Below are 26,307 nucleotides of genomic sequence, written 5' to 3'. Positions count from 1 at the left end.
GCCAAGCAGTCCAACAGGAGGTCAAGTGGGGATCGGGCAGGTCGCAGGGTTCGCCGGAGCGACGGTGGTGCTGGTGGGAATGCCGGGGCCGAACAACCTGTACATCTCGCTGCGCAGTCTCACGCAGGGACGGCGCGCCGGCGTGGTGTCGGCGCTCGCCGTCGAGACCGGGACACTCGTCTACATCGTCGTGACGGCGCTCGGCCTGGCGACCTTGGTGCAGGCCTCGCCGAGGTTGTTCACCGCGATCACGATCGCGGGTGCGTGCTACCTGGCGTACCTGGGGATCCGGCTGCTGCTCGCACCGGCCGCGGAGCACACCGCGGGGATCCAGGCGGCGCCGCTCGGCCGGATCTTCCGCGACGGCGTCGTGGTCAACCTGCTGAACCCGAAGGCCGCGCTGTTCTTCCTCGCTTTCCTCCCGCAGTTCACCACCCGCGGCGCCGGACCCGATCAGCTCCGCACCGAGATGCTCCTGCTCGGCACCGGCACACTGCTGATCGGCATCACCCTCGACCTCTGCTACGCCCTCGGCGCCGACGCCATCGGCCGCCGCTTCCGCTCAGCTCGCACGACGACCCGCCGGCGCAACCGCCTCGTCGCGGCCGTCTACCTAACCCTCGCCGTCGCCGCCGTACTCACGGTCTAACCCGCGACGACCTCGGCGCTGTCGCCTTCCAGGCGGATGGTCAGTACGTCGTCGCCGGCGCGCAAACCCTGCAGTTCGAGGCGTTTCCACGGTGCCGTCGCCGCGGGGTTCACGACCAGCGTGCCACCCGGTACGTCGGGCTCGATGCCCAGCGCCGCGACCAGGACGGCGACCGCCGACGCGGCGGCCCACGCCTGCGGGCGGCACGAGAGCGGGTACGGCGTCGGCGTACGCTCCTCGTCGACCCCGCGGCCGCCGTACAGCTCCGGCAGCCGGTAGCCGAACGCCTCCGCGGCGCGGATCAGCCCCTCGGCGTACGACGACGCGACCTCGGGGAAGCCGGCCGCGAACAGGCCCTGGATCGTCATCGCGGTGTCGTGCGGCCAGACGCTGCCGGTGTGGTAGCCGAGCGGGTTGAAGCGGGTCATTGCCGTTGACAACGTTCGGAGCCCGAAGCCGCTGTTCAGGTCGGCACCCGCGAGTACGTCGGCGACGATCTGCTCCTCGTCCGCGTCGAGCAGGCCGGTGCCGAGCAGGTGGCCCATGTTCGAGGCGCGGCCGGCGACCGGGTTCTTCGCTCCGTCGAGCGCGATCGCCGGGTAACCGTCGACCCAGAACGCGGCCCGGAACCGCTCCTGCAACGCCGCGGCCCAGGTGCGCCACTCGTCGCCGGACTCGCCGAACGCCTCGAGCAACTCCGCGCCGTGGACCGCCGCGGCGTAGGCGTAGCCCTGCACCTCGCACAAGGCGATCGGTGCGGTCGCGAGCGTGCCGTCCGGCCACTGCACGGCGTCGGCGGAGTCCTTCCAGCCCTGGTTCGCGAGGCCGTGGCCCGACTCGTCGACGTACTCGAGGAAGCCGTCGCCGTCGGGGTCGGCGTACTCCTTCATCCAGGTCAGCGCGCGCCGCAGGTTCGGCAGCAGGTCGCGGACCTCGTCGCCCGGCATGCCCCAGCGCCAGGCCTTGTGCAGGGTGCTGATCCACAGCTGGGTCGCGTCGTGCGTCCCGTAATACACCGGCGGAAGGACCAGGCCGCCGCCGTGGTCGGCCACCTCGGCGCGCAGCTCGTGCGGGATCTTGCCCGGCTGCTCGGCGGTGTCGCGGTCGACCTTCGTGCCTTGCCGAGCGGCCAGCGCGCGCAAGGTCCCGGCCGCGAGCGTCGGGTCGACGGGGATCAGCATGCCCGACGAGATCAGCGAATCACGACCGAAGAGCGTCAGGTACCACGGCGGGCCGGCGCCGAGGTAGCGGTCGTCGCCGTCGGCGAGCTGCAGCGCGGTCACGTCCTCGAGCGAGCGGTCCAGCCAGCGCACGACCCGCTGGTCGTCGCACTCCAGCGTGACGTCGTACGGCGTACGCCCGGCCGGCGGCTCGATCGCGAAGCCTGTCGTCGACTTCGGGAACTCCGCGGCGACGTGCAGGGTCAGCGTGAACTCCTCCCCCGGCCCGACACGCGGCGTGGCCGACATGCCCGGGTCCGCGGTCACCACGACCAGCGTGTCGTCGCTCTCCCAGCGGATCCGGCCGGGGCCGTCCGGGAGCGGCGCCAGCTCCGGCAGGCGCGCTGCCGCGCCGCTGCGGACCGCCGCCGTACCGGCCAGGTCGGTGCCGAGGGCAACATCCAGGCGGCAGTCGACCGGCGTCCGGGAACGATTCACCAGCGTGATCCGCTCGGTCAGGCCGGCGGATTCGACCGTGCGGGTCCGGTAGAGCATCACGGTGGGGTCGTGCCGGGTGTCGCCGGCTCCTTCGACCATCGCGACGTACTGGTGCGTCGCGGCGTCCTGCTCGTCGACGTGCACCGGGACCGGCTCCCGGCCGTCGACGGTGACGCTCAACCGGGACAGGATCCGCCGGTCCCGGGCGTACACACCCTCCGCGCCGGAGCCGGTGAGCTGACCTGATCGCGGCGACAGCACCACCCACGGGGCGGCCAGGGCGGTGACGAGTTCGTGCAGCTGGGAGGCCATGGCTCCACCCTAAAGGTCCCGTGGTGCGAGAGAGTTGGGGTATGCAGACAGCCGTGACGGTCCTCGCCGGGATCGCGATCTTCGTCGGGATCGCGGGCATCGTGCTGCCGATCCTCCCCGGCGCCCTCCTCAGCCTGGCCGCCGTCCTGGTCTGGGCGATCGTCGAGCGGAGCCTCACCGGCTGGGTGGTGTTCGCGATCTGTGTGGTGCTGATCGGTGCCAGTCAGGTGGTGAAGTACGTCGTACCCGAGCGCCGGCTCCGGGAGGCCGGGGTACCGCGGCGGTCGATGATCTTCGGCGTACTGCTCGGCATCGTCGGGTTCTTCGTGATCCCGCTGGTCGGGATGTTCGTCGGCTTCCCGCTCGGCGTGTACCTGTCCGAGGCGCAGCGGCTCCGCACCCACGGCGCCGCCTGGACCTCGACCAAGCACGCACTCCGCGAGACCGGCGTGTCGATCCTCATCGAACTGCTCGGCACGTCCCTCGCGGCAGCGGTCTGGCTGGTCGCGGTGCTCTTCCTGGTCTGACCCCGCACCAGCTCGGCCCGGTCCCCGCAGACCTGTTCTTAGCCGATTGCCAGCTGGTTCTTAGCTGTCCGCGCGATGCTGGGACGATGAAGCTCTCACAGAAGCGGTGGCGCCTGATCGGTACGGCCGCCGCGGTCGTGGTGACCACCGCCGCCGGCGGGGTCGCCTGGGCGGCCACCAACGCGGACCCGACTCCGTCCGCCTCACCGTCCGCCTCTCCCTCGCAGCCGAACCAGAACCCGAACCAGAAGCCCGGCGGCGGTCCGGGGCGTGGCGGGTTCCGCGGTGAGTTCGGGCTCGGCGGGGCGTTGCACGGTGAGTTCGTCGTACAGAAGGACGGCGGGGGCTACGAGACCGTCGCGGTCCAGCGCGGTCAGGTGACGGCCGTCAGCAACGACTCGCTCACGGTGAAGAGCGCCGACGGGTACAGCCGGACGTACACGCTCACGTCGAACACGATGGTGAACGCGGCCCGCAACGGCATCGGCGACGTGAAGACCGGCAACACCGTGAACGTGCAGGCCGTCGTCACGAACGGTAACGCGACCGCGGTCCGGGTCAACGACGGGACGGTCCGTCAGGCCGCCGGGCAGAGCTGGGGCTTCAAGCACAAGCCGCGCTGACGGGGGGCCGATCGGGCGTACAGGCGGCGTCCCGGCGACTCACAGGCGATTGCCAGGAAACCTCCAGGGTTCGCACGGTCGCCGGCGGCACACTGTCACTATGAGTCCGCATCTGCTGGTTGTCGACGACGAGCCGAACATCGTCGAGCTGCTGTCCGCGAGTCTGCGTTTCGCCGGGTACGACGTGACCACGGCGACCCACGGCGCGGAGGCGCTGCGCAAGGCCCGGGACGTGGAGCCCGACCTCGTCGTCCTCGACGTGATGATGCCCGGGCTGGACGGCTTCGAGGTGGTACGCCGCCTGCGCGGCGAGGACCGGCACGTACCGGTGCTGTTCCTCACCGCCCGGGACGCGGTCGAGGACAAGGTGCTCGGGCTGCAGACCGGCGGCGACGACTACGTCACCAAGCCGTTCAGCCTCGACGAGCTGGTCGCGCGGGTGCGGGCGCTGCTCCGGCGCTCCGGTCACCGCGAGGAGACCACGACCGAGGCCGCCGTCCTGCGGTACGCCGACCTCGAGCTGAACGAGGACAGCTACGAGGTGTTCAAGGCCGGCAAGGCCGTGCAGCTGTCGCTGACCGAGTTCAAGCTGTTGCGCTGCCTGCTGGAGAACGCTGAACGGGTGATGTCGAAGGGGCAGATCCTGTCCGCGGTGTGGAACTATGACTTCGCCGGTGACGCGGGCGTGGTCGAGTCGTACATGTCGTACCTGCGCCGCAAGGTCGACACCGGCGACCAGAAGCTGCTCCACACCGTCCGCGGGGTCGGCTACGTACTGCGCACCCCGCGAGGCCCCAACTGATGCAACTGAGTCACCGGCGGTTCACCGACCGGTACCCGCTGCGCGTCACCATCGTCGTCGTCCTGCTCGCGCTGGTGGTGCTCGCGCTGGCCGCGTCCGGCGTACTGTCGACGACCATCATGCGCGGCTACCTGATCGACCGCGTCGACGAGCAGTTGCAGCAGACCTCGATGCCGTTGATCCGGTTCCGTCCGGACAACCGGCCGCTGCCGCCGGGGCCCAACCGTCCGCGGCAGATCCCCAACCCGGTCGTCGTGCAGTACAGCGACTCGGAGGGACACAGCGACAACGGGCCGATCGGGACCCGGCTCACCGAGTCGGAGCCGCTGCCGACGCTTCCCGTCCTGAATCTCAACCAGGTGCGCGACCTCAACGGAAAGCCTTTCGACGTGAAGGCCGTTTCCGGCGGTGCGACCTGGCGCGTCCTCGCCGTACCGCTCGACGACGGGACCGGATCGGTGATGGTGGCGCAGAGCCTGCGGGACATGGACCACACGATCAACCGGCTCGTCGGGGTCCAGTTGGCCGCCGGTCTGATCGTGCTGATCCTGCTCGCCGGGGTCGGGACGTTCGTCGTACGGCGCAGTCTGCGCGGACTGGAGGACGTGGAGAACACCGCGGTGGCGATCGCGGGCGGGGACCTGGGCCGGCGCGTCCCGCAGCGGGATCCGCGGACCGAGGTGGGACGGCTGTCGCTGGCGCTGAACCAGATGCTCGGGCAGATCGAGACCGCCTTCGCGCAACGTACCGCGTCGGAGGCGGCGGCACGGCGTTCCGAGGACGTGGCGCGCCGGTCGGAGGAGGCGGCGCGGCAGTCCGAGGGCCGGATGCGGCGGTTCGTGGCGGACGCGTCGCACGAGCTGCGTACGCCGTTGACGTCGATCCGCGGGTTCGCGGAACTTTCGCGGCAGCGGGGCGACACGACCGACTCGGACACCATGCGGCGGATCGAGGACGAGGCCAAGCGGATGGGGCTGCTGGTCGACGACCTGTTGCTGCTGGCGCGGCTGGATCAGCAGCGTCCGTTGCGGATGGAGTCGGTCGATCTGCTGCCGATCGCCGCCGACGCACTCCACAACGCCCAGGCGATCCAGCCGGACCGGCCGTTGTCGCTGACCATCCTCCCGGACTCCGAGGCGCCCGTGGTCGAAGGCGACGAGACCCGTCTCCGGCAGGTCCTCGGCAACCTGGTGAGCAACGCCCTCAACTACACCCCGGTCGACGCTCCGATCACGGTGTCGGTCGGCACGCGCGGCTCCGAAGCCATTCTCGAAGTCAGCGACACCGGCCCCGGTCTCTCCGACGAGCAGAAGGCCCGGGTCTTCGAACGCTTCTACCGAGCCGACACCGCCCGCACCCGCACCACCGGCGGCTCCGGCCTCGGCCTCTCGATCGTCGCCGCCCTGGTCGCCGCCCACAACGGCCGGGTGACCACTACCGACACCACTCCCCATGGCGCGACCTTCACGGTCCACCTCCCCCTAGGTCAGCTGAGGGAAAGTACGCGTGGCTGATTCGCCGTGTTCCAGCACCTGTGCGGCCGGCCCCAGGATCTTCGGGTCGGGGCGGCCTACCAGGTCCTCGTCCTTGTCGGTGTAGTCGTACAGGGAGAGGACGTGGCGCATTGCCTCCAGGCGGGCGCGCTTCTTGTCGTTGCTCTTCACCACCGTCCACGGGGCGTGCTCGGTGTCGGTGTAGTGGAACATCGCCTCCTTCGCCTCCGTGTACGCCTGCCACTTGTCCAGCGACGCGAGGTCCGTCGGCGACAGCTTCCACTGCCGCACGGGGTCGATCTGGCGGATCGTGAAGCGGGTCTGCTGCTCCGCCTGCGACACCGAGAACCACAGCTTGACCAGCTTGATCCCGGACCGTACGAGCATCCGCTCGAACTCCGGCGCCTGCCGCATGAACTCCTCGTACTGCTCCTGGTCGCAGTACCCCATCACGTGCTCCACGCACGCGCGGTTGTACCAGGAGCGGTCGAACAGCGTCATCTCCCCCGCGGCCGGCAGGTGGGCGGCGTACCGCTGGAAGTACCACTGCGTCTGCTCGCGCTCGGTCGGCTTCTCCAACGCGACGATGCGCGCCCCGCGCGGGTTCAGGTGCTCCATGAACCGCTTGATCGTGCCGCCCTTGCCGGCCGCGTCCCGCCCTTCGAACACGATCACCAGCCGCTGCTTCGACCGCTTCACCCAGTACTGCAGCTTGAGCAGCTCGATCTGCAGCAGTCGTTTGTCCCGGTCGTAGATCGCCCGCGGCAGCCGCTCGCCGTACGGGTATCCCTCCCGCCACGTGTCCACCGGCGTACCGTCGGCGCGCAGCAGAACCGGGTCGTCGTCCTCCTCGTCCAGCACGCGGAAGCCGAGCTCTTGCACCAGATCAGGCGTGGTCATGACCCCACCATCCGATGCGATGGTGACCTCCAGATGAACAGGCTCAGAGGCGGCGCAGCTTCACCGTGCAGTCCCGGCGGTTGATCGGTACGCCGTCCCGCATCACCTGGGCCCGGTCGTGCGCGCGACTGACCAGCGTCTCCCACTCGCCCTCGGGAAGCGCGAGACTCTCGATCACCTCGTCGGGTTCCGGGAAGTGGATGTCCGGGTGCGGATTGTGCTCGCCCGGCGGGAAGCCGAGGTGCCCTTCGATCAGCAGTACGCCGCCTGGGGCGACGGCGGCCGCCGCGCGCCGGAGGATGCCGTCGCGCGGCAGCTCGGTCCTGGAGTGCAGGAACTGTGCGGACACCAGGTCGAACTCCCCGTCCGGGAACGAGAGGCCCAGCTCGTGCTGCTGCCAGTCGATGCGGTCGGCCACGCCGGCTGCCTTCGCGTGTCCGGCGGCGCGGCCGAGCGCGACCGTCGAGATGTCGACGGCGGTCACTGTCCAGCCCCGCTCCGCGAGCCAGATCGCGTCGGCCCCTTCACCGCAGCCGAGGTCGAGCGCCCGCCCCGGCGCCAGCCCGGCGACCTCGTCGGCGAACGCGGCGTTCGGCCTGCCGCTCCAGATCTGCTCGTGCTCGGAGTAGAACTCGTTCCAGTACTCGTCCGGCAACTGTTCGGTCGTCATACCGCGATCGTCCGGCACCGCACCGGATCCCGCAAACAAACTTGCCGGACCGGCAAACGTCAACGGACCGGCAGCGGTTCGGCCTTCCCGACCACGAACGCGTAGGTCAGCGCCCCGATCACTGCCACCACTCCGGCGACCGCGAACGACGGCAGGTACGAGCCGTGGTACACGTCCAGCAGCAGCCCGAACACGTACGGGCTGATGATGCCGGCGATGTTCGACGCGAAGTTCTGGATGCCGCCGATCGACGCCACGTGCCGCGACGACGGCGCCACGTCCCCCGGAAGGGACCAGATCCCGGTCGCCGCGATCGCCAGGCTCGCGTACGAGATCGCCAGGAACAGCAGCGCGACGTACACCGACTTCGCCGGCGCCGCGAACACGATCGCCGCGCCGCCGAGCAGCCCGCCGACCATCACGGTCTTCCGGACCCGGGTGACGTCGGCACCGGCCCGGATCCGCCGGTCCGCGACGATGCCCGCGATCCAGCCGCCGGCGATCGCGGTGATGCCCGGCAGCGTACCGAGCGTGCCGAGCTCCTTCAGATCGAGTCCACGGGCGTCCTTCAGGTACGACGGGAACCAGGTGAGGAAGAAGTAGATGACGAAGTTCAGGCAGAAGAAGCCGAGCATCATCCCGCGGACGGTCCGGTACCGGAACAGGTCCCGCCAGCGCACCTGGGCGGCGGCCTCGTCGTCATTGTCCTCCAGGCGCGCGCCGTGGGACGCGATGTACGCGCGCTCCTCGGCGTTCGCGTGCCGGTGCTCCATCGGGTCGCGGTAGTACCAGTACCAGACCGCGGCCAGCATGATGCCCAGCACGCCGAGGACGACGAACGAGAAGTGCCAGCTGACCAGCGCGATCAGGCCGGTCACGACCGGCAGCGACAGCACCGTGCCGACCCGCGACCCGGAGTCGATCACCGCACTCGCGAACGCCCGCTCGTGCGCCGGGAACCAGCGCGACGCGGCCTTGGTGGCACTCGGGTACGCCGGTGCCTCGCCCGCGCCGAGCGCGAACCGGAACGCGAACAGCGACCAGAACCCGCGCGCCAGCGGCGTCAGCGCGGTCACGACACTCCACCACAACGCGGCGAACGTGAACGCCTTCCGGGAGCCGACCTTGTCCGCGAACCAGCCCGCGGCCAGCATCGCTCCGTCGTACGCCCAGAAGAACGCGCCGAGGATCAGACCCTTCTCGGCGTTGCTCAGATGCAGCTGCAGATCGTCCTGGATGAACGGCAGCGCGACGCTCAGGTTCGCGCGGTCCAGGTAATTCAGTGAGAGCCCGACGAACGCGAGCCCTAGGATCAGGTATCTCGTGCGGCTTGCTCCGGGTGGAGCTTTCACAGATGTGGCGGTCACTGTGCGCCTCCGATCGATGGCGGATCGTCGCACGCTACCGCGCCGGCACCCCTTGTGTAGACAAACGTTTCAGCTACTGGAATGAGGCATCGGTGATCGAGGACGGCGAGGAGATCCCGCTGGTGGGCGGCGACGTGACCGAGGGTCTGGTCCGGGTCGGCGACACGGTACGGCGGCCACCCGGCGAGCGGCCGCAACTCGTGGAGGACGTACTGCGGCACCTGGAGAAGGCCGGCTTCGAGGGCGCGCCGCGGTTCCTCGGCGTCGACTCGAAAGGCCGGCATGCCCTGTCGTACATCGAGGGCGAGGTGGCCGGCCGGCCGCGGCCGGCGTGGATCGCCGACGAGGAGCGGATGCTGTCGGTCGCGCGACTGCTGCGGGCGTACCACGACGCGATCGAGCCGTTCGGCGTACCCGGCAATCTGCCCGCACCGATCGAACCACCGGGGCTGCCCGCCCTGGACGATCCGCCGGAGCTGGTCGGGCACCAGGACGTGACGCCGGAGAACGTGGTGTTCCGCGAGGGACGCGCGTACGCGCTGATCGACTTCGACCTCGCTCGGCCGGTCAGCCGGGCGTCGGACTTCGTGAACCTGATGCTGTGGTGGGCTCCGCTCGGTGCGGAGGCCGACCTGGACCCGGAGTTCCGCGGTCTCGACCAGCCGCGGCGGGCCCGGTTGCTCGCCGACGCGTACGGGTTGTCCACCGCCGACCGGAAGCGGGCGCTGCCGTTGTCGATCGCCCGCAACGAGCGCGCCTGGCACACGATGAAGTACCGCGCCGAAACGCTCGGCGGAGGCTGGCAGCGGATGTGGAGCGAAGGCGTCGGCGACACGATCCGGCGGCGCCAGACCTGGCTCGAGGAGAACGCCGGCACCCTCACCGGAGCGCTGCTCGACTGACCTCCGGTTGCCCGAGGCAACGAGCCTCGGGCCACCGGGAAGTCGTCAGCGGGAGATCTTCACCTCGGCGCCGAGCTTCGCCGACTCATAGATCGCGGACAGCATCCTGGCCATCTCCAGGCCCTGTTGCGCGGTCGCGTCGGCGGGGATCTCGCCGCGGCAGATCTGCAGGAAGTGGTCGATCTGGTTCGCGAACCCGACCTTGAAGTCGAACCCGAGCGAGTCGATCTGCGGCTGCACGTGCAGCAGCGTGTCGTGCCGCTCGGTGACCATGAGCAGCTCCGGCTCGATCTCCGCGCCGCCCTTGTCGCCGTGGATCCGCACGCTCAGCTCGTTGCGTGCGTGCAGCGAGTACGACGTGTCCACGTCGAGGACCGCCCCGCCCTCGAACCGGATCTGCGCGGTCGCGTAGTCCTCGACCGTGTTCGGCCGCGCCGCCGAGGCGGCCTTGTACCGGGTCAGGTTCTGGATGTTGTCGCGCGCACCCAGCGGGGCGAACGTCGCACCGGACGCGGAGACCGGCTTCGGCATCCCCATCAGGTACCAGCACAGGTCGATGATGTGGACGCCGAGGTCGATCAGCGGGCCGCCGCCGGACAGTTCCACGTCGCCGAACCAGCCGCCGGGGTTGCCGGCCGTCCGCAGCAGCGTCGCCCGGGCCGCGTAGATGGTGCCGAACTCGCCCGCCTCGAGGAACCGCTTGGTGACCAGCGCGTTCGGCGCGTACCGCCGTACGTACCCGATCTGCAGCGCCTTCCCGGTCTCCTCGACCGCCTTCACCAGCGCCTCGGCCTCGGGCACCGTCACGGTCATCGGCTTCTCGACCAGCACGTGCTTGCCGGCCCGCAGCGCCGCCTCGGCGATCGGGGCGTGCAGCGTGTTCGGCACGCAGATGCTCACCGCGTCGACGTTCGGATCCGAGAAGACCTCCTCCGGGTCGCCGGTCACCCGTTCGACCCCGAACTGCTCGCCGCGCGCCTTCGCCCGCTCCAGATCCACGTCGCACACCGCGACGAGCTCTGCCTGCGGGTTCTTCTGGTACGCGCTCAGGTGCTCGACGGCGATCGAGCCCAGCCCGATCACTGCAATCCGCGTCGTCATATCAGGCGTTGCCTTCCGTCAGTCGGAGGATGTTGGCGAGCGAACGCTCGATGGCAGGCAGCGGCGTCTCCATGCCCTCGAACTCCAGGCTCACCGGTACGTCGGGCTTGGTCGCGGCGAGTGCGAGCAGCCCGGCCACGTCCACGTCGCCGTGACCCGTGACCGTGCCGAGCAGGTAGTCGCCGGCCAGCGTCTTCAGCCAGCCTTCACCGGCCGAACGGCGGATGTGGAAGTCCTTCACACCGATCGACGCCGCGACGTCGATCAGCCCGGCGGCCGTCTTGCCGGGGACCTCGCCGACGCACAGGCCGTTGCCGAGGTCGAGCGTGACCCGAAAGTTCGGGCGGTCCACCTCGTACACCAGGCGGGCCAGGCGCTCGCTGCCGTTCATGAAGAAGCCGTGGTTCTCGATCGTGGACACGATGCCGAGCCCGGCCGCATGGTCGGCGACCGCCCGGCAGCCCTCGACGACCTGCGCGAACGTCGTCTCGAACTCGCCCGGGTCCTGCTCCCGCCAGGCCCACGGCGCGACGTCGTGCCGGAAGATCCGCGCGCCGAACGCGTGCGCGACGTCCAGCTGCCGGCGCAGCCGGTCGACCTCGGCGCTGTCCGCGGTCCGCAGGTCGCCGCTGACCAGGTAGTTCACGATCGGTACGCCGATCTCCTCGGCGTGCTTCGCGGTGTCGCGGACGACGTCCTGGTGCTCCAGGTAGTACTCGCCGTCCATCGCGGCCACCTCGATGTGCCCGGCCGGCGAGGCCGCGACCCAGTCCAGGACACCGATCAGGTCCATCTCGCCGCTCGTCATGAGCTGGCGGAAACAGTACGAGCTGACTCCGAGCTTCACCTGGTGGTCCTCTCCAGAGTGTCGGTAAGGGGGTGGGTGATCCGGTTCCAGGGACTGGGGACGTCCTGGATCCCGTAGATGCCTGACTTCACTTGGTCGAACGCGTTGCCGACCGCCCCGAGTACCACCGCTTCCCGCCCCAGCGCCGAGGCGACGAAGGGCGGGCGCTCGGGGAAGACCAGTTGGTTCTCGACCGCGGCGGCGAGCGGCCGGAGCAGCGCGCCGCTGTCCGCCGCCGCTCCCCCGCGGACGACGACCACCTCCGGGTCGACGACCAGCAGAACGGTCGCGATCCGCGGGGCGATCTGGGTGCAGAAGTCCTCCAGCTCGGCCTGGGCGCCGGGGTCGCCGGCCGCGGCCGCGGTCAGGACTTCCGCGCCCGTCGGACGGGCCGACCAGACGAGTTGTCCGCGCTGGGCGTTGCGGGTCCAGCGCATCCCGCGCTGCGCCCCGAGTTCTCCGGCGAGCCGGTGCCGTCCTTGACGGATGACGCCGTTCAGCACGATCGACACCGACAGCCGGTGCCCGATCTGCAGATAGACGACGTCGGAGTACCCGCGCCCCGCCCCACCACGTTGCTCCGCCAGAGCGGCCAACTTGATGTCGTTGTCGACCGCCACCGGCTGCCCGAGCTCCTTCGCCAGCAACTCCCCCACCGGCAGCCCCACCAGGTGCGGCATCGCGAGGCTCGCTCGTAAACGGCCGTCTGCCTCCACTACGCCCGGCAGTCCCACCCCGACCGCCCGCAACCGCCCGAGGTCGAGCGCCTGACGTGAGCCGGCGGGCTCCGGGGTGGCGGCTGCTGCTTCCAGAGCTTGTGGGATCAGTGAGAGGTCGGCCGTGCCATTCGGAGGTACTTCGGCATAGGCGACCCGGTCGCCTGCCAGGTTGCAGATGATGGCGCGGGCGCCGCGAGGGCCGAGATCGACCCCGGCAACCAGGCCGGCGTCGCGAGCGAACTGAAAGGCGCGCGCCGGACGGCCAGGTCCCGCGGTCGCGGGACTGGTGGCCTCCACCAGCCCCGCGTCGAGGAGGTCGTCGAGGACGGCGTGCACGGTGGGTCGCGACAGGCCGGTACCTTCGCTGATCACCCCGACCGTCCGCGCCTCGTCGGCGTCGGCGAGGAATCGCAGGCACGCGACCTGATTGGCCGCTCGCTCCGCCTGCGCGGCTCCGCGTGCAGTCTCCATCGACCCCAACCCATTTAAGGAACCGGCTTTAATAAAGACGGTAGCAGAATAGTCGAGGCGCTGACAACGACCGTTGCCACCAGCAACCACCCGGCACCGCCGGAGCGGGTCCTAGCGGTGCAGAACGGTGCGTTCCACGACGGTCCAGGCCGTCGTCGTCAGCAGGTAGAGGCCGGCTGCCAGGGGGACGAACGCGGCGGTGAGCAGCGTGCCGTACGGCAGGAGCTGGGCCATTCTTCGTGACAGCGTCGTCGCCGACGGATCGAGTTGCCGCAACTGGAGCCGCGCCGAGAAGAAGGCGACCACGCAGAGCAACGCCGCGATCACCATGTACGCCGGAGTGCCGGTGAGGATCGGCCAGTGCGTACCGAGCGGCGCGCCGAGCAGGCTGCCGCTGATCAGCTGGTTCGACTCCCCCGCGACCACCGCACGGGAGAACAGCGTGTACATCAACCAGAAGAACGGCATCTGCGCGAGCAGCGGCAGGAACCCGGCGAACACCGACGTACCGGTTTCGGCCTGCAGCTTCGTCAGCTCACGCTGCAGCCGCTCGGGATCGCCCCGATGCTTCTCGGTGAGCTGCTTGTACTGCGGCATCAGAGCCGCACGGGCCTGCATCCCGCGATGCGCCCGCAGGCTGAGCGGGACCAGGCAAAGCCGGACGAGGAGGGTGCACAGCACGATCGCGATCACGGCGGCGTACGCGCCGGTCAGCGGCTGGAGTGCGGAGACGAGGGACGTGAGCAAGTGATAGGCACCGGCGACCGGTGCCTCCAGGAAAGAAGGCACAGCAGAACTCCACGAGTCAGTAGGAACAGGTAGCGAGGTGGAGCGCTACTGTCCTGGTGCTCGTGGTCGGGGTCGCCCGGCCGCGTCGGGGTCCCGGAGGGAGAGATAGGCGGTACGCCGGGCGTTGGCCCGGGTGGCGCTCGAACGGGCCGGCAGCGGCGAGACCAACGGGTTCCGCGCCGCCTCCTGGGCGATCTGGACCGCCAGGAACAGCAAAGCCGCCGCCGTGAACACGGCGACGGCCAGCAGACCCGTGTCCGGGCCGAGGGCAGGCATCGCCAGCGACCACACGCCGGCGAAGACCTGCCCCATCGTCATCAGTCCAGGTAGTCCCGGAGCACCTGCGACCGCGACGGGTGCCGGAGCTTCGACATGGTCTTGGACTCGATCTGGCGGATCCGCTCGCGGGTCACGCCGTACACCTTGCCGATCTCGTCGAGCGTCTTCGGCTGACCGTCGGTCAGACCGAAGCGCATCGAGACCACCCCGGCCTCGCGCTCGGACAGCGTGTCGAGGACCGCGTGCAGCTGCTCCTGGAGCAGCGTGAACGAGACCGCCTCGGCCGGCACGATCGCCTCGGAGTCCTCGATCAGGTCGCCGAACTCGGAGTCGCCGTCCTCACCCAGCGGGGTGTGCAGCGAAATCGGCTCGCGACCGTACTTCTGCACCTCGATGACCTTCTCCGGGGTCATGTCGAGCTCCTTGGCGAGCTCCTCCGGAGTGGGCTCCCGGCCGAGGTCCTGCAGCATCTGCCGCTGGACACGGGCCAGCTTGTTGATGACCTCGACCATGTGCACCGGGATCCGGATGGTGCGGGCCTGGTCGGCCATCGCCCGGGTGATCGCCTGCCGGATCCACCAGGTCGCGTACGTCGAGAACTTGTAGCCCTTGGTGTAGTCGAACTTCTCGACCGCACGGATCAGACCGAGGTTGCCCTCCTGGATCAGGTCCAGGAACAGCATGCCGCGACCGGTGTAGCGCTTGGCCAACGACACGACCAGGCGCAGGTTGGCCTCGAGCAGGTGGTTCTTGGCGCGCCGGCCGTCCTCGGAGATCCACTCGTACTCGTCGCGGACCTTGTCCTTGAGCTTGGCGGTCTCGTCGGCGGTCTGCTCCTCCGCGAACAGGCCGGCCTCGATCCGCTTGGCGAGCTCGACCTCCTGCTCGGCGTTCAGCAGCGGGACCTTGCCGATCTGCTTCAGGTAGTCCTTGACCGGGTCCGCGGTGGCGCCGGCCACCATCACCTGCTGCTCGGGCTCGTCGGTCTCGTCGGCCTCGGAGACGATGAAGCCCTGGTCCTCGGTGAGCTCCTTCTCCAGCCCCTTGACCGCATCGGGCTGGAAGTCGGACTCGTCCACCTCGTCGAGGGCGCGCGGCTTGCCGGTTTTCGGGTCGATCGCCAGACCCGCCTCGGACACGGCCTTCTTCGCCGGAGCCTTCTTGGCAGCGGCCTTCTTCGCGGGGATACCGTCCTCCTTGGTGCTAGCGGCCTTCACCGCCGCCTTCTTCGCGGCCACCTTCTTGGCGGCCGGCTCGGTCACTCGGGCGCTGGTCCGCGGAGCCGTACTACGGGCGGTGGCGGCCACGGCCCGGGCCGGCTCGGCGGGAAGGTTCTCGGACGAGCTGGACGACACGAATTACCTCTCGTCTGACGCAGGGTTTGTACGACGGTACGACGTTGTGTTTCGGAGACTTTGGGTGCTGCTGTGTGCGGCTGCTCGCTGGTCAGGCGGCGGCAACAGTCCATTGTAATCCGCGAACCAAGGCCACGCGTCGCGCGACCCCCCGGAGGGGTGCTTTTCCAGGGGGTCGTCCGTCGATCTTTGCTCACCCGTTACGTGTCTGCCGGAGCGGCCGCGCGATCACCGGCCGGCGGACCAGCTGCTGCTCCTGCTTGAACTGCCGGACCTTCACCAGCGACGCCACGTCGATGACGTCGGCGACCGACCGGTAGGCGCCGTCCTCGCCGTACGGCTCGGAGGCCTCGCGCCAGCCGCGCGGCCGGACCTTGAGCTGCTTGCCGAGCAGCGCGACGAAGATCTTCGCCTTCTGTGCGCCGAACCCCGGCAGCGCGGACAACCTGGCCAGCAGGTCGTCACCGGACTTCACGTCGGACCACAGGCCGGACGCGTTCCCGGAGTAGTGCTCGTCGAGGTGCTTGGCCAGGGTCTGGATCCGGGCCGCCATCGCGGTCGGGAACCGGTGCACGGCGGGCGGGCCGGCCACCACCTCGACGAACGCGTCCGGGTCGTAGTGCGCGACCGTGGACGGATCGAACGGACCCATCATCCGCTGCGCGATCGCGACCGGGCCGGCGAACGCCCGCTCCATCGGAATCTGCTGGTCGAGCAGCATGCCCACCAGCAGGGCGAACGGATCTCTGCTCAACATCTCGTCGGCGTCGGGCTGCTGGGCCAGGCACAGCTTCCTGCTGCGTGTCGAAGTCACCTCAGTCCTCCCCTTCGTCGGCCTTCACGGCCAGCACCGGACACGGCGCATCCAGCAGCACCCGCTGCGCGTTGCTGCCGAGGATGAGCTTGCCGACCGGGGACCGGCGCCGCAGCCCGATCACGATGAACTCCGCGTGCACCTGCTCGGCGACGGCCACCAGGTCCTCCGCCGGGTCCAGGCCACGGACCAGTTGCCGTACCTCGTACGGCACGCCGGTCGAGTCCAGTTGCTCCCGTACTTCCGTCAGCGCCGCGTCACTTGCCGCGGCTTCGTCGCTGTCGTAGCTGCGCCCGCCCCGATGCGAGTTCACCACCACCAGCTTGGCGTCCCGCAGCGTCGCTTCCTCCGCTGCCCGCCGAAGGGCCGCACGGCCTTCCGCCTTCGGCACATAACCCACGACGATGGTCGTCATCGCCCTGCCTCACCTCCGGGTGTGTGTCGACCCGTCTCGAACGATACTGCTCCCGACCCCGGACGGCATCCGCTGCATTTGCACCTGTTGTGTCGCACCGGTGACGGAGGGCTGCCGGTGCCCGACTACTACCCGCCGCGGGCCTGCCTAACCTTCCGGTGGCCACACCTTTGCAGGGCTGTCACCAAAAGCGCCACCCCTGTAGTCCGGGTCGTTATCGAACTCGTGACAGTTCTGCCTCAGGAGGCAGCCCGGTACGCCGTTGCCCAGGGCAAGAGCGGGCGCCGGTTCCGCCAGGAGGACCGGGGTTCCGGCGGCCGTGTCCCACGTTGTCGGGGAATTCCTAACCGGTTCAGTCCACCGGCCATTCGTGCACGGGCGTGTTGTCGTGCATGTGGTCGCGGTATCGGCGTAACATCCCGCGCAACGCGTCCCGGCGACCGTGCGAGCCCTGTGTATACAGGCGATGGAAGACGTCCGCCTGCCAGGACGCGCCGTTACGGTTCGTGAGGCAACGCTGTTCGACGATCCCGAGCAGCCGGTCGCGCACCGCCACGTCGACACCCCAGGCGTCGAGACCGCGAACCGCCAACGGCAGCAGGCGTCTGAGCACCAGCTCGGTCGCGCGCGCCGTACCGACGCCGGGCCAGAAGACCTCGGCGTCGATGCCGTGGCGCGCCGCGCTGTGGAAGTTCTCCTCGGCCGCGCTGAACGACATCTGCGACCAGATCGGCCGTTCGTCGTCGGCGAGCGCCCGGACCAGCCCGAAGTAGAAGGCGCCGTTGGCAATCGTGTCGACGACCGTCGGGCCGGCCGGCAGCACGCGATTCTCCACGCGCAGATGCGGTTTCTCCCGGACAACGTCGTACACCGGGCGGTTCCAGCGATAGATCGTCCCGTTGTGCAGCCGCAACTCCGAAAGTGCCGGCGTGTCGCCGCGGTCCAGGACGGCGATCGGATCCTCGTCGGAGGTGACCGGCAGCAGCGCCGGGTAGTACCGCGAGTTCTCCTCGAACAGGTCGAAGATCGAGGTGATCCAGCGTTCGCCGAACCAGACCCGCGGACGCACGCCCTGGGTCTTCAGCTCGTGCGTCCGGGTGTCGGCGGCCTGCTCGAACAACGCGATCCGGGTTTCCCGGAGCAGCTCCTTGCCGAACAGGAACGGCGAGTTCGCACCGACCGCGAGCTGGACGCCGGAGATCGCCTGCGCGGCGTTCCAGTACCGCGGGAACGCCTCGGGCGTGACCTGGAGATGGAACTGGGTCGACGTACAGGCGGCCTCCGGGACGATGCTGTCGGCGGTCACCTGGAGGCGTTCGACGCCGTCGATGGAGATCTGCACGTCCTCGCCGCGGGCGGCGAAGATCTGGTCGTTGAGCAACGCGTACCGCGGGTTGGTGCTGAGCGCCTCACGATGGATGTGCTCGGTGAGCAGCGTCGGCAGGATCCCGACCACCACCATCGACGAGCCGGTCCGGGCGGCCTTGTCCTCGGCGGCGTTCAGGCTGTCCCGGATGTTCGCCTCCATCGTGTCCAGGCCGAGTCCGTCGATCTGCCCGGGCGGCACGTTGATCTCGATGTTGAACTGGCCGAGCTCGGTCTGGAACGCGTCGTCCTCGATCGCGCTCAGCACCTCGGCGTTCTTCATCGCCGGGTCGCAGTGCTCGTCGACCAGGTTCAGCTCGATCTCGATACCGGTCATCGGACGCTCGGGCGCGAACCGGTTCTCGCGCAGCATCCGCGCGAAGGCGTCCAGATTGCGGTGCACCTGCTCCCGGAACGCGGTCCGGTCCGCCCGGGTGAACTCGACCCGGTCGACTTCCTCGCCCATCGCGCCTCCCGTGGTGGCTCCTTCGCTCAGTGTGCCTGAAGGTGCCCGGGAGCGCGCGGTTCAATCGCGTCGTGGCAGAGGGTGTCTCAGACCGGGAACACGATGAAGTCGTCGCGCTCGATCCGGACCGGGTCCTCGCCCGCGGCGGCGAGAACGTCGGCCAGTTCGGTGAGTACGCCGGGCCGCAGCTCGAGCGGGTGCTCGTCCGGGTGCCGGTCGGCGCCCATCGCGTAGTCCTTGCCGGGCTCGGCCGTCATCTCGATGTGCGCACCCAGTACCCAGTCCACAGGATTGCCTGCGGCAACGAACTCCCCGAGCCGCGCGACACTCTCCCGGAACGCCGGCCAGTCGAAGACGTACAACCTGCCCGGATACAACGAGTCGCCGCTGAACAGCAGCCGGGTGTCCCGGTCGTACAACGCGATGTGCGACGCGTGATGGCCGGGGATCGCCAGCACGTCGAGCACCCGTCCGCCGAGGTCGACCTGCCGTACGCCGTGCGGCCAGTCCGCGAATCCGAAGTACCGGGCGACGTCCTCGGCCGACCTGCCGACCGCCTCCGGGAACTCCGGATCACCGCCGACGTGGTCGCCGTGGCCGTGGGTGTGCATGACGACCAGCTCCCGCTCCCCCGCGAGCGACTCGACCAGCGGCCGCAGCGGCACGTCGCCGGTGCCGGTGTCGAGGAGCAGTGCACGGTCGTCGCCCAGCAGCAGGTAGAGGAACGGCCCTTCGAAGCTCGTGCGGAGGGACTGGCGGATGATCGCCGTACGGTCGTCGTACCAGTGCACCTGGTGCTCGGGAGTGGACGGGTCGGTGCCGTCGTCCCAGCGGTCGGGGAAGCTCATACCGGAATTGTCGGTGACAACGGCGACAATTGTCCGGTGCGTGATGATCCGTCGGTGCTGCACGTCGACCTGGACGCGTTCTTCGCGGCCGTCGAGCAGCGGGACAAGCCGTCGCTGCGGGGCAAGCCCGTGGTGGTCGGCGGGATCGGCCTGCGTGGGGTGGTGTCGACGGCGTCGTACGAGGCCCGGCGGTACGGCGTACGGTCGGCGATGTCGACGGCCGAAGCACGCTCGCGCTGCCCGCACGCGGCGTACCTCGGTCCGCGGTTCGAGGTGTACCGGGAGACCAGTCGCGCGGTGATGGCCGAGATGCGGGCGCTGTCGCCGCTGGTCGAGCCGCTGTCCGTGGACGAGGCGTTCGTCGATCTGTCCGCGAGCGGTATCAGCGGGCTGACCGTGGACGACGTCCGGGCGATCGCCGACGACCTCAAGGCCGCGATCCGGAAGGTGAGCGGCGGGCTGACCGCGTCGGTCGGCGCGGGGACGTCGAAGCTGATCGCGAAGATCGCCAGCGACCTGGACAAGCCGGACGGTGTGGTCGTGGTGCCACCCGGGACCGAGGCGGAGTTCCTGGCGCCGATGCAGGTGACCGTGATCCCTGGGGTCGGGCCGGCGACCGCGCAGCGTCTCAGCATGGCCGGCGTCCGGACGGTCGCCGACCTGCAGCAGCTCGACGAGGACGAGTTGATCCGCCAGGTCGGTTCGGCGCACGGCAGCAGCCTGCACCGGCTCGCGACCGCGGCCGACGACCGTCCGGTGGTGAGCGACCGGGAGACGAAGTCGGTCAGCGTCGAGGACACGTTCGAGACCGACCTCATCGACCGCGCGCTGCTCACCGCGATCAGCGACCGGATGGCGCACCGGGTCGCGGAGCGGCTGCGGAAGGCGCAGCTGTCCGGCCGGACCGTCACGGTGAAGACGCGGATGCACGACTTCACCACGCACACCCGGTCCTCGACGCTGGCCGGACCGACCGACGACGCCCGGGTGATCGCCCGGGTGGCGCGCCGGCTGCTCGAGGAGAGCGAGATCGGCGGCGGCATCCGGTTGCTCGGCGTAGGCGTCTCGTCACTGGCCGACTGGATCCAGGACGACCTGTTCACCGAGGACGAGCACGCGGCGAACCCGATCGAGGTCGTCGACCTGCCGACCCGGGCCCGCGACCAGCGCGGGTACTACCCCGGGCAGGACGTCGCGCACCCCGATCACGGGCGCGGCTGGGTGTGGGGCTCCGGGCTCGGCCGGGTGACCGTCAGGTTCGAGACCGCGGACACGCCGCCGGGCCCGGTGCGGACGTTCTCGGTCGACGATCCGGCGCTCACCAAGGTGCCGCAGCCGGGTGCGGATGCAGACGGCGAACCCGAAACCGACCACAATGGGTCAGGTGACTGACGAGCGGCGGGGTGTGTACCCGTTCTGCGCGCCGTGTACCGCGGCGTCGGAGGCCTGGCGTGCCGCCGAACTGACGGGCCCGATGGGCGGCCGGTTCTACGGCCATCGCGACGTCTGCGAGAGTTGCGGGTCCTCGGTGCGAACTCTGTACAACACGGTGTTGTGGGTGCCGGTGTCGAAGGCCGGGCGGTACCGGATCATCCCGACCGGCGGCCGTTCGTACGTCGCCCGCAAGGTGGTCGACGCCCCGGTGGCGGCCGTCGTACGCCGGGAGCCGGTGCCGCTCGTGCATCCCGAACTGGATGCGAGTCCGGAGTTCCGGCTGGCCGAGGCGTGCTGGGCGGAGAACGAACCCGGGCACGCGCTGCCGCATTATCAGGCGGCGTTGGCCGAGCGGGAGAACGTGCTCGCCGCGGACGACCCGGCGACGTTGCGGGTCCGGTTGCGGGTCGCGCAAGGGCTGCTCGCGACGTCGAACTACGGACGGGCGATCGCGTGGTTCGAGTTGATCACGCCGCAGCTGGTGGCGGTCTTCGGGCCGCACCACGAGCTGACGCGTGCGGCGACCGAGGCCGTGACCGGTGCGCGGCTGATGGTCGGCGGGCCGCGTTCGGAGGCGCGGCTGCTGACCGACATTGTTGCCGCTGACATCCATCGGCTCACCGCCACGGATCCGCAGCTGCTGCGCGACCGGGCAGCGCTGGGGAAGGCGTTGCTGGCCGCCGGCGACATCTCCGACGCGGTGGAGGCGCTGATCCAGGTGGTGCGCGACGCCGCACCCGGGCATCCTGACACTGCTGTCTATCGCGCGGCACTGACCGAGGCGTGTGAGGTCGCGGAGGCGCGTGGCAAGAAGCGCGACGTACAGCTGGCCGGGGCCGCGCGGCAGTTGCTCGACCGCGCAGACGTACCGACAAGCAGGTAACGCAGCCGTCGAGGGTGCCACGGCATGACCACGGCGTATCGGGGTACTGGCTGGCTCACCGAGAGGAGAGACAACCGATGCCGAAGATCCTTCCGGCCACCGGCGGCGACGTCGTCGAGATCATCCTGGCCGACCATCGCTGGTTCGAGGAGGCGCTGCGGGAGTTGCGCGACGTCCGCAGCGACCGCTCCGCTGTGCTCGCCGACCTGGCCACCGTACTGATCGCGCACGCCGAGGCCGAGGAGACGAAGGTCTACCCCAGCCTGCGGCGCAAGGACGCCATCGACGCCGACGAGGTCGAGCACTCCGAGCACGAACACGCCGAAGGCAACGAGGCACTGCTCGCGCTGATGGAGGTCGACGACACCGGCAGCGAGGACTTCAGCGCGAAGCTGCACGAGCTGTCCGAGGCGCTCACCCACCACCTCGACGAAGAGGAACGTGACGTCCTGAACCCGGCCCGGACCGACGTGACGGACGAGGTACGGCGTGAGCTCGGCGACCGGTTCGCCGCCGAACGTGCCCGGCTGATCGACGCCGGCTGCGGGGACATCGCGAACGTGCGCAAGGTCGTCGCCGCCGAGCAGCAGAACTAGGACAGGTCCTAGCCACTCACAGCTCCAGCGTGAGCCCCTCCTCGGCGGCGATCACCTCGCCGTCGAACACCGCCTCCGCCTCACGCACCGACACCTGACGGTCCGACCCGGGCCAGAAGTGCGTCAGCACCAACCGCCGCGCACCAGCAGCGCCGTGCGCGGCCTCGGCGGCCGTCATCAGGTAGCTGTCCGAGGCGTCGCCTTGGAGCGTGGCGTCCGCAATGAACAGATCGGTCCCCTGAGCGAGCCTTCGCAGATCCGGCGACGGCCCGCTGTCGCCCGTATAGGCAACAGACACCCCGGGCGCGGACAACCGCACCCCGAAGTTCGTCTTGTAATGCGGCAACTCCACCGTCTGTACGTCGAACGGCCCGATCCTCGTGGTCGACGCGAGGTCGTGCACGTCGAACACCTCGGCCGGATCCGGATGCGGCTCGAGCGCCCGCAACACCTCCAACGTGCCCGGAGTGCAGTGCAGTGGGACGGGCGGCGCGTCCGGTGCTTCGTAGTACCGGACACGTGCGAGCGCACTCACGTCGACGCAGTGGTCCGGGTGCTGATGCGTCACCACGACCGCGTCCACCTCGCCCCGCGGGCAGTACTCCAGCAGCCGTGGCAGTGCGGCGTACCCGAGATCGAGCACCACCCGGAACCCGTCGTACTCCAGCAGGAAGCCGGCGCACGCGCGGCCCGGCTCCGGCCAGGCGCCGCAGGAACCGAGGACGGTCAGCGACCTCACGCGAACGGCTGGTTCGACGGCACGATCTCCTTGCCGAGCGGCAGCAGCGAGACCGGGATCAGCTTGAAGTTCGCGATCCCGAGCGGGATGCCGATCACGGTCAGGCAGAGCGCAATCCCGGTGGTTAGGTGGCCGAGCGCCAGCCACCAGCCGGCGAAGACGATCCAGATCAGGTTGCCGAGCAGCGCGCCCGCACCGGCGCTGGGCTTGTCGACGACGGTCCGGCCGAACGGCCACAGGGTGTACCCGGCAATCCGGAACGCGGCGATCCCGAACGGGATCGTGACGATCAGCAGGCAGCAGATGATCCCGGCGACCGCGTACCCGACCGCCAGCCAGAATCCGGCCAGCACCAGCCAGATCAGGTTGAGAAGCGTCTTCATGCCTCCCAGCGTGCCACCTGACGGGTGTGTTCCCGGACGAGTTCGGCCACAAGCCCGGGTTCGTTCCGGGGTATCCAGTGGCCGCCCCTGATCACCTTCACGGTCAGGTTCGGGGCCCAGCGCGCGACGTCGGTCTGCAGTGGCGTGGTAACGAACGGGTCCGCGTCGGGCGAGACGGCCAGCACCGGTACGTCGGTACGCCGTTCAGCTGGTCGCCGGAGGCGCGGGATGACGTTGGCGCGGTACAGCTTCATGCCGTTGAGGTAGTCGCCGAGTGTGCGGTGGTCGTCGGCCGGTTGCCGTTCGAGGCGGTTGAAGGCGCGTTGTGCCCAGCCTTTGCGCCAGGCGAGCTCGGGGAGGTACGGGAGGTGGAAGTAGAAGATGTACCAGGAGTGCAGCAGTTGTCCGACCGCTGCGCGGCCGCCCCGGCGGAGAAAGTAGCCGGCATGATCGAGTGACGGCCCGGAGATGCTGGTGAAGGACGCGATCCGCTGCTGCAGTGCTGGGTCGGTGACGAAGTGCCAGGCCTGGATCGAGCCCCAGTCATGGGCGAGCACATGCGCTACCCGCCCGTCGAGGACAGCCTGGAAGTCTTCTTGCAGGCTGTCCAGGGCATACGCGGAGGTGCTGCTCGGGTGGTCGGAGTCGCCGGCCCCGCGGACGTCGTACGTGACGACTTCGAAGTCCTCCGCGAGCAGCTCGGCGACCGGCTCCCACAACGCGGCGTTGTCCGGGTAGCCGTGCACACAGACGAGGACCGGAGCACCAGGATTCGCGTAGGTGTAGACGGCGATCCTGGTGCCGTCGGCGCTAGTAGCTGTCGACTTCGAGGGTGGCAAAGGTCATCCCCGCTTTCACCAGGCGGTTGCGCAGCGCCGGGCCCATGGCCGCGGCTGTCGTGGTTTGACCAGCAGTTGCGGGAAGGTCGTCGAGCGCAAGACACAGTGTGCTCTCGCCGAGCATCTTCGCGGTCTCGTCGTACCCGGGATCCCGGCCGGCGACCTCGGTGATCACCTGTTTGCCGCCGCCGCGACCGACGAAGCGGACGTTGAACCACGAGCGGGCTCGCGTCTCCGCGCTCGGCCCGTCACCAGGCTGCAGGCGCTTCAGCAGCGCGTTCCGGACCGGCGGCAGCTGCGCGCCGACGGCCAGCAGTCCCACACCACCGATGCCCGCGGCAACAGTCGGGAGCCGCTTCAGCGCGGCGTAGTGCGAGTACCGGAAGTCCGGACCGTAGCGCTCCAGCAGCCGGCCCGAGAAGGCCACGATCTGCGGATCGATCGTCGGCAGCGGCACCGCCCAGAAACCCTGCTGACGGTGGATCGTTCCCGGCACCGCCCGCGCCTTCCGCCCTTGCAGCCGCGGCTCGGCAGCCCGCCGTGCCCGATGCGCCTCGAGGTTCTGCTTCGGCCGCGAGAACGCCGTGACCGCGGTGTGGAAGGTTCCGCCCGAGGGGCGCCCTCCGGCTCGCACCAGCCCGTCGACCTGGATCGGCACGTTCTCGGGCAACTGCTCCACGGTGAACTGCACCCCGAGGTCGTAAGGGACCGAGTCGAACCCGCAGGCGTGCACGATCCGCGCCCCGGTCTCCGTCGCGCGGTCGTGGTACCGCACGTACATCCGGTCCAGGAACTCCGGCTCCCCGGTCAGATCGAGGTACCCCGTCCCCGCCTCGGCACAGGCCGCGACCAGCGGCTCGCCGTACTGCACGTACGGCCCGACCGTGGTGGCGACCACCTTCGTGGACTCGGCCAGCTCCCGCAGCGAGCGCGGATCCGTGACGTCGGCGTACACGATGTCCCGCCCGAACCGCTCCAGCTTCGACTTGTTGCGCCCGGCAACGGCCCAGCGGAACCCCTGCGGCGCGTTCTTCTCCAGGTACTCCGCGGTCAGCGCCCCGGTGAACCCGGACGCGCCCAGCAGTACGGCGTCGTAGGCGCGGCTCATCGTCCGGCGGCCTTCTCCGCGTCGGCCAGACCTCCGGCACCGGTCGGCCGGGACGAGGCCTCGGCGCCGCGGGCCCGGACGTCGGCGAGCGCCGCCGCGTCGGCCTTCGGGACGCTGAACCGGGAGCCGGCCTCGATGATGTGCGGCAGCGCCCAGCGGACCACCTTCAGCGCTCCGATCCAGCCGGGCACGTGCACGGTCCGCGAGCGCCTCGTGATCCCCTCGACGAACTTGCCGACAGCGAAGTCCAGCGGGTACGTCCTGCTCACCATCGGGATTCCGGTCCGGACCTTGCCGAACACCGGGTGCGTGTCGACGCCGCGCACCATGTCGGTGTCGACGAACGTCATGTGCGCGACGCCGACCCGGACTCCGAGGTGCTTCAGCTCCGGCCGCAGCGTGTCGCCCATCGCCTCGACGCCCGCCTTCGCCACGTTGTACGACGCCAGCCCCGGGATGTGCACGATCGCGGCCAGCGACGACACCAGCAGCAGGTACCCCTTGCTCTCCAGCAGGTACGGCAGCGTCAGGTGCACGGTTTTCCACACGCCGAGCAGGTTCACGTCGATGACCCGCTCCCAGGCCTTGGGGTCCATGCTCCGGGTGAAGCCCGGCGCGGCGATGCCGGCGTTCGCCATCACCACGTCGATCCGCCCGTACCGCTCCGCGACCCCCTCGACCGCCGCTCGCAGCGAGTCGGCGTCGGTCACGTCGGCCTCCCACCAGCCGGCGTCCGGACCGCAGTCCTCGGCCACCTTCTTGAGCTCGTCCGGCTCCAGGCCGACCAGGGCGAGCTTGGCGCCGCCCTGCGCGAGTTTCCGGGCGACCGCGGCACCGATCCCCCGGGAGGCTCCGGTGACGAGCACGACTTGACCGGCCAACGGACGCATCGGGACCTCCAACTTGTTGAGTGGATACTCAACAGTAAGTGCTTGTTGACCATTTACTCAATA

Annotated in this window: 28 protein-coding genes; 9 read left to right on the top strand and 19 right to left on the bottom strand. The window is 69.7% G+C overall.

The window, feature by feature from the left end; translation table 11 throughout:
• Positions 1-25: 25 nt before the first annotated feature.
• Positions 26-649 (top strand): LysE family translocator, encoded by a 624-nt coding sequence (locus AB0M51_RS22930; RefSeq protein ID WP_363750287.1) that lies wholly within the window; start codon positions 26-28, stop codon positions 647-649.
• On the opposite strand, the gene AB0M51_RS22925 is transcribed toward AB0M51_RS22930, so the two are convergent.
• Positions 646-2,619 (bottom strand): glycogen debranching N-terminal domain-containing protein, encoded by a 1,974-nt coding sequence (locus AB0M51_RS22925; protein WP_363750285.1) that lies wholly within the window; start codon positions 2,617-2,619, stop codon positions 646-648. The two genes, AB0M51_RS22930 and AB0M51_RS22925, sit on opposite strands and share 4 nt — an antisense overlap.
• Positions 2,620-2,660: 41 nt before the next feature.
• Here AB0M51_RS22925 and AB0M51_RS22920 point away from each other — a divergent pair, with 41 nt between their 5' ends.
• The 4 genes from AB0M51_RS22920 to AB0M51_RS22905 all read left to right on the top strand — a co-directional run bounded on the left by AB0M51_RS22920 (position 2,661) and on the right by AB0M51_RS22905 (position 6,085).
• A complete protein-coding gene (locus AB0M51_RS22920) occupies positions 2,661-3,146 on the top strand; it encodes a DUF456 domain-containing protein (RefSeq protein WP_344195639.1) in 486 nt (161 codons plus the stop codon).
• Positions 3,147-3,232: 86 nt separating this feature from the next.
• Complete coding sequence (locus AB0M51_RS22915) at positions 3,233-3,769, top strand: hypothetical protein (RefSeq protein ID WP_363750283.1); 537 nt, start codon at positions 3,233-3,235, stop codon at positions 3,767-3,769.
• A 100-nt stretch (positions 3,770-3,869) separates the two neighbouring features.
• The gene (locus AB0M51_RS22910; protein WP_344195643.1) at positions 3,870-4,571 is read left to right on the top strand and encodes a response regulator transcription factor; all 702 of its coding nucleotides are present in this window, start codon (positions 3,870-3,872) and stop codon (positions 4,569-4,571) included.
• Positions 4,571-6,085 (top strand): HAMP domain-containing sensor histidine kinase, encoded by a 1,515-nt coding sequence (locus AB0M51_RS22905; protein WP_363750281.1) that lies wholly within the window; start codon positions 4,571-4,573, stop codon positions 6,083-6,085. Before AB0M51_RS22910 ends, AB0M51_RS22905 begins: the two co-directional genes overlap by 1 nt.
• On the opposite strand, the gene ppk2 is transcribed toward AB0M51_RS22905, so the two are convergent.
• The 3 genes from ppk2 to AB0M51_RS22890 are packed head-to-tail and all read right to left on the bottom strand — an operon-like array spanning position 6,053 to position 9,001.
• A complete protein-coding gene (ppk2, locus tag AB0M51_RS22900) occupies positions 6,053-6,964 on the bottom strand; it encodes a polyphosphate kinase 2 (RefSeq protein ID WP_363750279.1) in 912 nt (303 codons plus the stop codon). The two genes, AB0M51_RS22905 and ppk2, sit on opposite strands and share 33 nt — an antisense overlap.
• Before the next feature lie 43 nt (positions 6,965-7,007).
• The gene (locus AB0M51_RS22895; protein WP_363750277.1) at positions 7,008-7,634 is read right to left on the bottom strand and encodes a class I SAM-dependent methyltransferase; all 627 of its coding nucleotides are present in this window, start codon (positions 7,632-7,634) and stop codon (positions 7,008-7,010) included.
• Positions 7,635-7,693: 59 nt separating this feature from the next.
• On the bottom strand, positions 7,694-9,001 hold the full coding sequence (locus AB0M51_RS22890) for an MFS transporter (RefSeq protein WP_344195651.1): 1,308 nt from the start codon (positions 8,999-9,001) through the stop codon (positions 7,694-7,696).
• Between the two features lie 92 nt (positions 9,002-9,093).
• On the opposite strand from AB0M51_RS22890, the gene AB0M51_RS22885 reads away from it, so the two are divergent.
• Positions 9,094-9,903, top strand: coding sequence for a phosphotransferase (locus AB0M51_RS22885; RefSeq protein ID WP_344195653.1), 810 nt, complete (start codon positions 9,094-9,096; stop codon positions 9,901-9,903).
• Between the two features lie 45 nt (positions 9,904-9,948).
• Here AB0M51_RS22885 and AB0M51_RS22880 read toward each other — a convergent pair whose 3' ends face one another.
• The 10 genes from AB0M51_RS22880 to AB0M51_RS22835 all read right to left on the bottom strand — a co-directional run bounded on the left by AB0M51_RS22880 (position 9,949) and on the right by AB0M51_RS22835 (position 19,372).
• A complete protein-coding gene (locus AB0M51_RS22880; RefSeq protein WP_344195655.1) occupies positions 9,949-11,004 on the bottom strand; it encodes a Gfo/Idh/MocA family oxidoreductase in 1,056 nt (351 codons plus the stop codon).
• A gap of 1 nt (position 11,005) precedes the next feature.
• Positions 11,006-11,851, bottom strand: a complete 846-nt coding sequence (locus AB0M51_RS22875; RefSeq protein ID WP_344195657.1) for a TIM barrel protein — start codon at positions 11,849-11,851, stop codon at positions 11,006-11,008.
• Entirely contained in the window at positions 11,848-13,041 is a 1,194-nt protein-coding gene (locus AB0M51_RS22870) for an ROK family transcriptional regulator (RefSeq protein ID WP_363750273.1), read from the bottom strand. The genes AB0M51_RS22875 and AB0M51_RS22870 overlap by 4 nt, the downstream gene beginning before the upstream one ends.
• A 111-nt stretch (positions 13,042-13,152) precedes the next feature.
• Complete coding sequence (gene yidC, locus AB0M51_RS22865; protein WP_363750271.1) at positions 13,153-13,830, bottom strand: membrane protein insertase YidC; 678 nt, start codon at positions 13,828-13,830, stop codon at positions 13,153-13,155.
• Positions 13,831-13,875: 45 nt separating this feature from the next.
• Positions 13,876-14,148 (bottom strand): DUF6412 domain-containing protein, encoded by a 273-nt coding sequence (locus AB0M51_RS22860; protein ID WP_344195663.1) that lies wholly within the window; start codon positions 14,146-14,148, stop codon positions 13,876-13,878.
• Complete coding sequence (locus AB0M51_RS22855; RefSeq protein WP_344195665.1) at positions 14,148-15,464, bottom strand: RNA polymerase sigma factor; 1,317 nt, start codon at positions 15,462-15,464, stop codon at positions 14,148-14,150. The genes AB0M51_RS22860 and AB0M51_RS22855 overlap by 1 nt, the downstream gene beginning before the upstream one ends.
• Before the next feature lie 193 nt (positions 15,465-15,657).
• On the bottom strand, positions 15,658-16,278 hold the full coding sequence (locus AB0M51_RS22850; protein ID WP_344195668.1) for an HhH-GPD-type base excision DNA repair protein: 621 nt from the start codon (positions 16,276-16,278) through the stop codon (positions 15,658-15,660).
• Position 16,279: 1 nt separating this feature from the next.
• The gene (locus tag AB0M51_RS22845) at positions 16,280-16,693 is read right to left on the bottom strand and encodes a universal stress protein (RefSeq protein WP_325041924.1); all 414 of its coding nucleotides are present in this window, start codon (positions 16,691-16,693) and stop codon (positions 16,280-16,282) included.
• 352 nt (positions 16,694-17,045) lie between these two features.
• Positions 17,046-18,524, bottom strand: a complete 1,479-nt coding sequence (locus AB0M51_RS22840; protein ID WP_363750268.1) for a glutamate--cysteine ligase — start codon at positions 18,522-18,524, stop codon at positions 17,046-17,048.
• An 86-nt stretch (positions 18,525-18,610) separates the two neighbouring features.
• On the bottom strand, positions 18,611-19,372 hold the full coding sequence (locus AB0M51_RS22835) for an MBL fold metallo-hydrolase (protein WP_363750266.1): 762 nt from the start codon (positions 19,370-19,372) through the stop codon (positions 18,611-18,613).
• Between the two features lie 36 nt (positions 19,373-19,408).
• Here AB0M51_RS22835 and AB0M51_RS22830 point away from each other — a divergent pair, with 36 nt between their 5' ends.
• The 3 genes from AB0M51_RS22830 (at position 19,409) to AB0M51_RS22820 (ending at position 22,285) form a co-directional block, all read left to right on the top strand.
• Positions 19,409-20,764 carry a DNA polymerase IV gene (locus tag AB0M51_RS22830; RefSeq protein ID WP_363750264.1) on the top strand — a complete coding sequence of 452 codons (1,356 nt, stop codon included), beginning with the start codon at positions 19,409-19,411 and terminating at the stop codon, positions 20,762-20,764.
• On the top strand, positions 20,757-21,689 hold the full coding sequence (locus AB0M51_RS22825) for a tetratricopeptide repeat protein (RefSeq protein WP_363750262.1): 933 nt from the start codon (positions 20,757-20,759) through the stop codon (positions 21,687-21,689). Before AB0M51_RS22830 ends, AB0M51_RS22825 begins: the two co-directional genes overlap by 8 nt.
• Positions 21,690-21,766: 77 nt before the next feature.
• Positions 21,767-22,285 carry a hemerythrin domain-containing protein gene (locus tag AB0M51_RS22820; RefSeq protein WP_363750260.1) on the top strand — a complete coding sequence of 173 codons (519 nt, stop codon included), beginning with the start codon at positions 21,767-21,769 and terminating at the stop codon, positions 22,283-22,285.
• A 16-nt stretch (positions 22,286-22,301) separates the two neighbouring features.
• Here the strand turns inward: AB0M51_RS22820 and AB0M51_RS22815 are convergent, their stop codons facing one another.
• From AB0M51_RS22815 to AB0M51_RS22795, 5 genes are read right to left on the bottom strand one after another with little or no spacing between them, the layout of a single operon-like run.
• On the bottom strand, positions 22,302-23,024 hold the full coding sequence (locus AB0M51_RS22815; RefSeq protein WP_344195682.1) for an MBL fold metallo-hydrolase: 723 nt from the start codon (positions 23,022-23,024) through the stop codon (positions 22,302-22,304).
• Positions 23,021-23,407 (bottom strand): YccF domain-containing protein, encoded by a 387-nt coding sequence (locus tag AB0M51_RS22810; RefSeq protein WP_363750257.1) that lies wholly within the window; start codon positions 23,405-23,407, stop codon positions 23,021-23,023. The genes AB0M51_RS22815 and AB0M51_RS22810 overlap by 4 nt, the downstream gene beginning before the upstream one ends.
• Positions 23,404-24,246, bottom strand: a complete 843-nt coding sequence (locus tag AB0M51_RS22805) for an alpha/beta fold hydrolase (RefSeq protein WP_363750255.1) — start codon at positions 24,244-24,246, stop codon at positions 23,404-23,406. Before AB0M51_RS22805 ends, AB0M51_RS22810 begins: the two co-directional genes overlap by 4 nt.
• The gene (locus AB0M51_RS22800; protein WP_363750253.1) at positions 24,218-25,354 is read right to left on the bottom strand and encodes a saccharopine dehydrogenase NADP-binding domain-containing protein; all 1,137 of its coding nucleotides are present in this window, start codon (positions 25,352-25,354) and stop codon (positions 24,218-24,220) included. The genes AB0M51_RS22805 and AB0M51_RS22800 overlap by 29 nt, the downstream gene beginning before the upstream one ends.
• Positions 25,351-26,244, bottom strand: a complete 894-nt coding sequence (locus AB0M51_RS22795; RefSeq protein WP_344195690.1) for an SDR family oxidoreductase — start codon at positions 26,242-26,244, stop codon at positions 25,351-25,353. The genes AB0M51_RS22800 and AB0M51_RS22795 overlap by 4 nt, the downstream gene beginning before the upstream one ends.
• Positions 26,245-26,307 lie beyond the last annotated feature (63 nt).

It is taken from the genome of Kribbella sp. NPDC051137 (genome assembly GCF_040682535.1).
Classification (GTDB): Bacteria; Actinomycetota; Actinomycetes; order Propionibacteriales; family Kribbellaceae; genus Kribbella; species Kribbella karoonensis.
This window is presented reverse-complemented; position numbering and strand designations above follow the sequence as displayed.

Excerpts from the sequence above, each read along its gene's own strand:
- AB0M51_RS22920 (WP_344195639.1), top strand. The coding sequence starts at position 2,661 with ATGCAGACAGCCGTGACGGTCCTCGCCGGGATCGCGATCTTCGTCGGG.
- AB0M51_RS22820 (WP_363750260.1), top strand. The coding sequence starts at position 21,767 with ATGCCGAAGATCCTTCCGGCCACCGGCGGCGACGTCGTCGAGATCATC.
- AB0M51_RS22835 (WP_363750266.1), bottom strand. The coding sequence starts at position 19,372 with ATGAGCTTCCCCGACCGCTGGGACGACGGCACCGACCCGTCCACTCCC.
- AB0M51_RS22925 (WP_363750285.1), bottom strand. The coding sequence starts at position 2,619 with ATGGCCTCCCAGCTGCACGAACTCGTCACCGCCCTGGCCGCCCCGTGG.
- AB0M51_RS22910 (WP_344195643.1), top strand. The coding sequence starts at position 3,870 with ATGAGTCCGCATCTGCTGGTTGTCGACGACGAGCCGAACATCGTCGAG.
- AB0M51_RS22800 (WP_363750253.1), bottom strand. The coding sequence starts at position 25,354 with ATGAGCCGCGCCTACGACGCCGTACTGCTGGGCGCGTCCGGGTTCACC.
- AB0M51_RS22880 (WP_344195655.1), bottom strand. The coding sequence starts at position 11,004 with ATGACGACGCGGATTGCAGTGATCGGGCTGGGCTCGATCGCCGTCGAG.
- AB0M51_RS22895 (WP_363750277.1), bottom strand. The coding sequence starts at position 7,634 with ATGACGACCGAACAGTTGCCGGACGAGTACTGGAACGAGTTCTACTCC.
- ppk2 (WP_363750279.1), bottom strand. The coding sequence starts at position 6,964 with ATGACCACGCCTGATCTGGTGCAAGAGCTCGGCTTCCGCGTGCTGGAC.
- AB0M51_RS22795 (WP_344195690.1), bottom strand. The coding sequence starts at position 26,244 with ATGCGTCCGTTGGCCGGTCAAGTCGTGCTCGTCACCGGAGCCTCCCGG.
- AB0M51_RS22845 (WP_325041924.1), bottom strand. The coding sequence starts at position 16,693 with ATGACGACCATCGTCGTGGGTTATGTGCCGAAGGCGGAAGGCCGTGCG.
- AB0M51_RS22840 (WP_363750268.1), bottom strand. The coding sequence starts at position 18,524 with ATGGGCGAGGAAGTCGACCGGGTCGAGTTCACCCGGGCGGACCGGACC.
- AB0M51_RS22905 (WP_363750281.1), top strand. The coding sequence starts at position 4,571 with ATGCAACTGAGTCACCGGCGGTTCACCGACCGGTACCCGCTGCGCGTC.
- AB0M51_RS22810 (WP_363750257.1), bottom strand. The coding sequence starts at position 23,407 with ATGAAGACGCTTCTCAACCTGATCTGGCTGGTGCTGGCCGGATTCTGG.
- AB0M51_RS22870 (WP_363750273.1), bottom strand. The coding sequence starts at position 13,041 with ATGGAGACTGCACGCGGAGCCGCGCAGGCGGAGCGAGCGGCCAATCAG.
- AB0M51_RS22915 (WP_363750283.1), top strand. The coding sequence starts at position 3,233 with ATGAAGCTCTCACAGAAGCGGTGGCGCCTGATCGGTACGGCCGCCGCG.
- AB0M51_RS22860 (WP_344195663.1), bottom strand. The coding sequence starts at position 14,148 with ATGACGATGGGGCAGGTCTTCGCCGGCGTGTGGTCGCTGGCGATGCCT.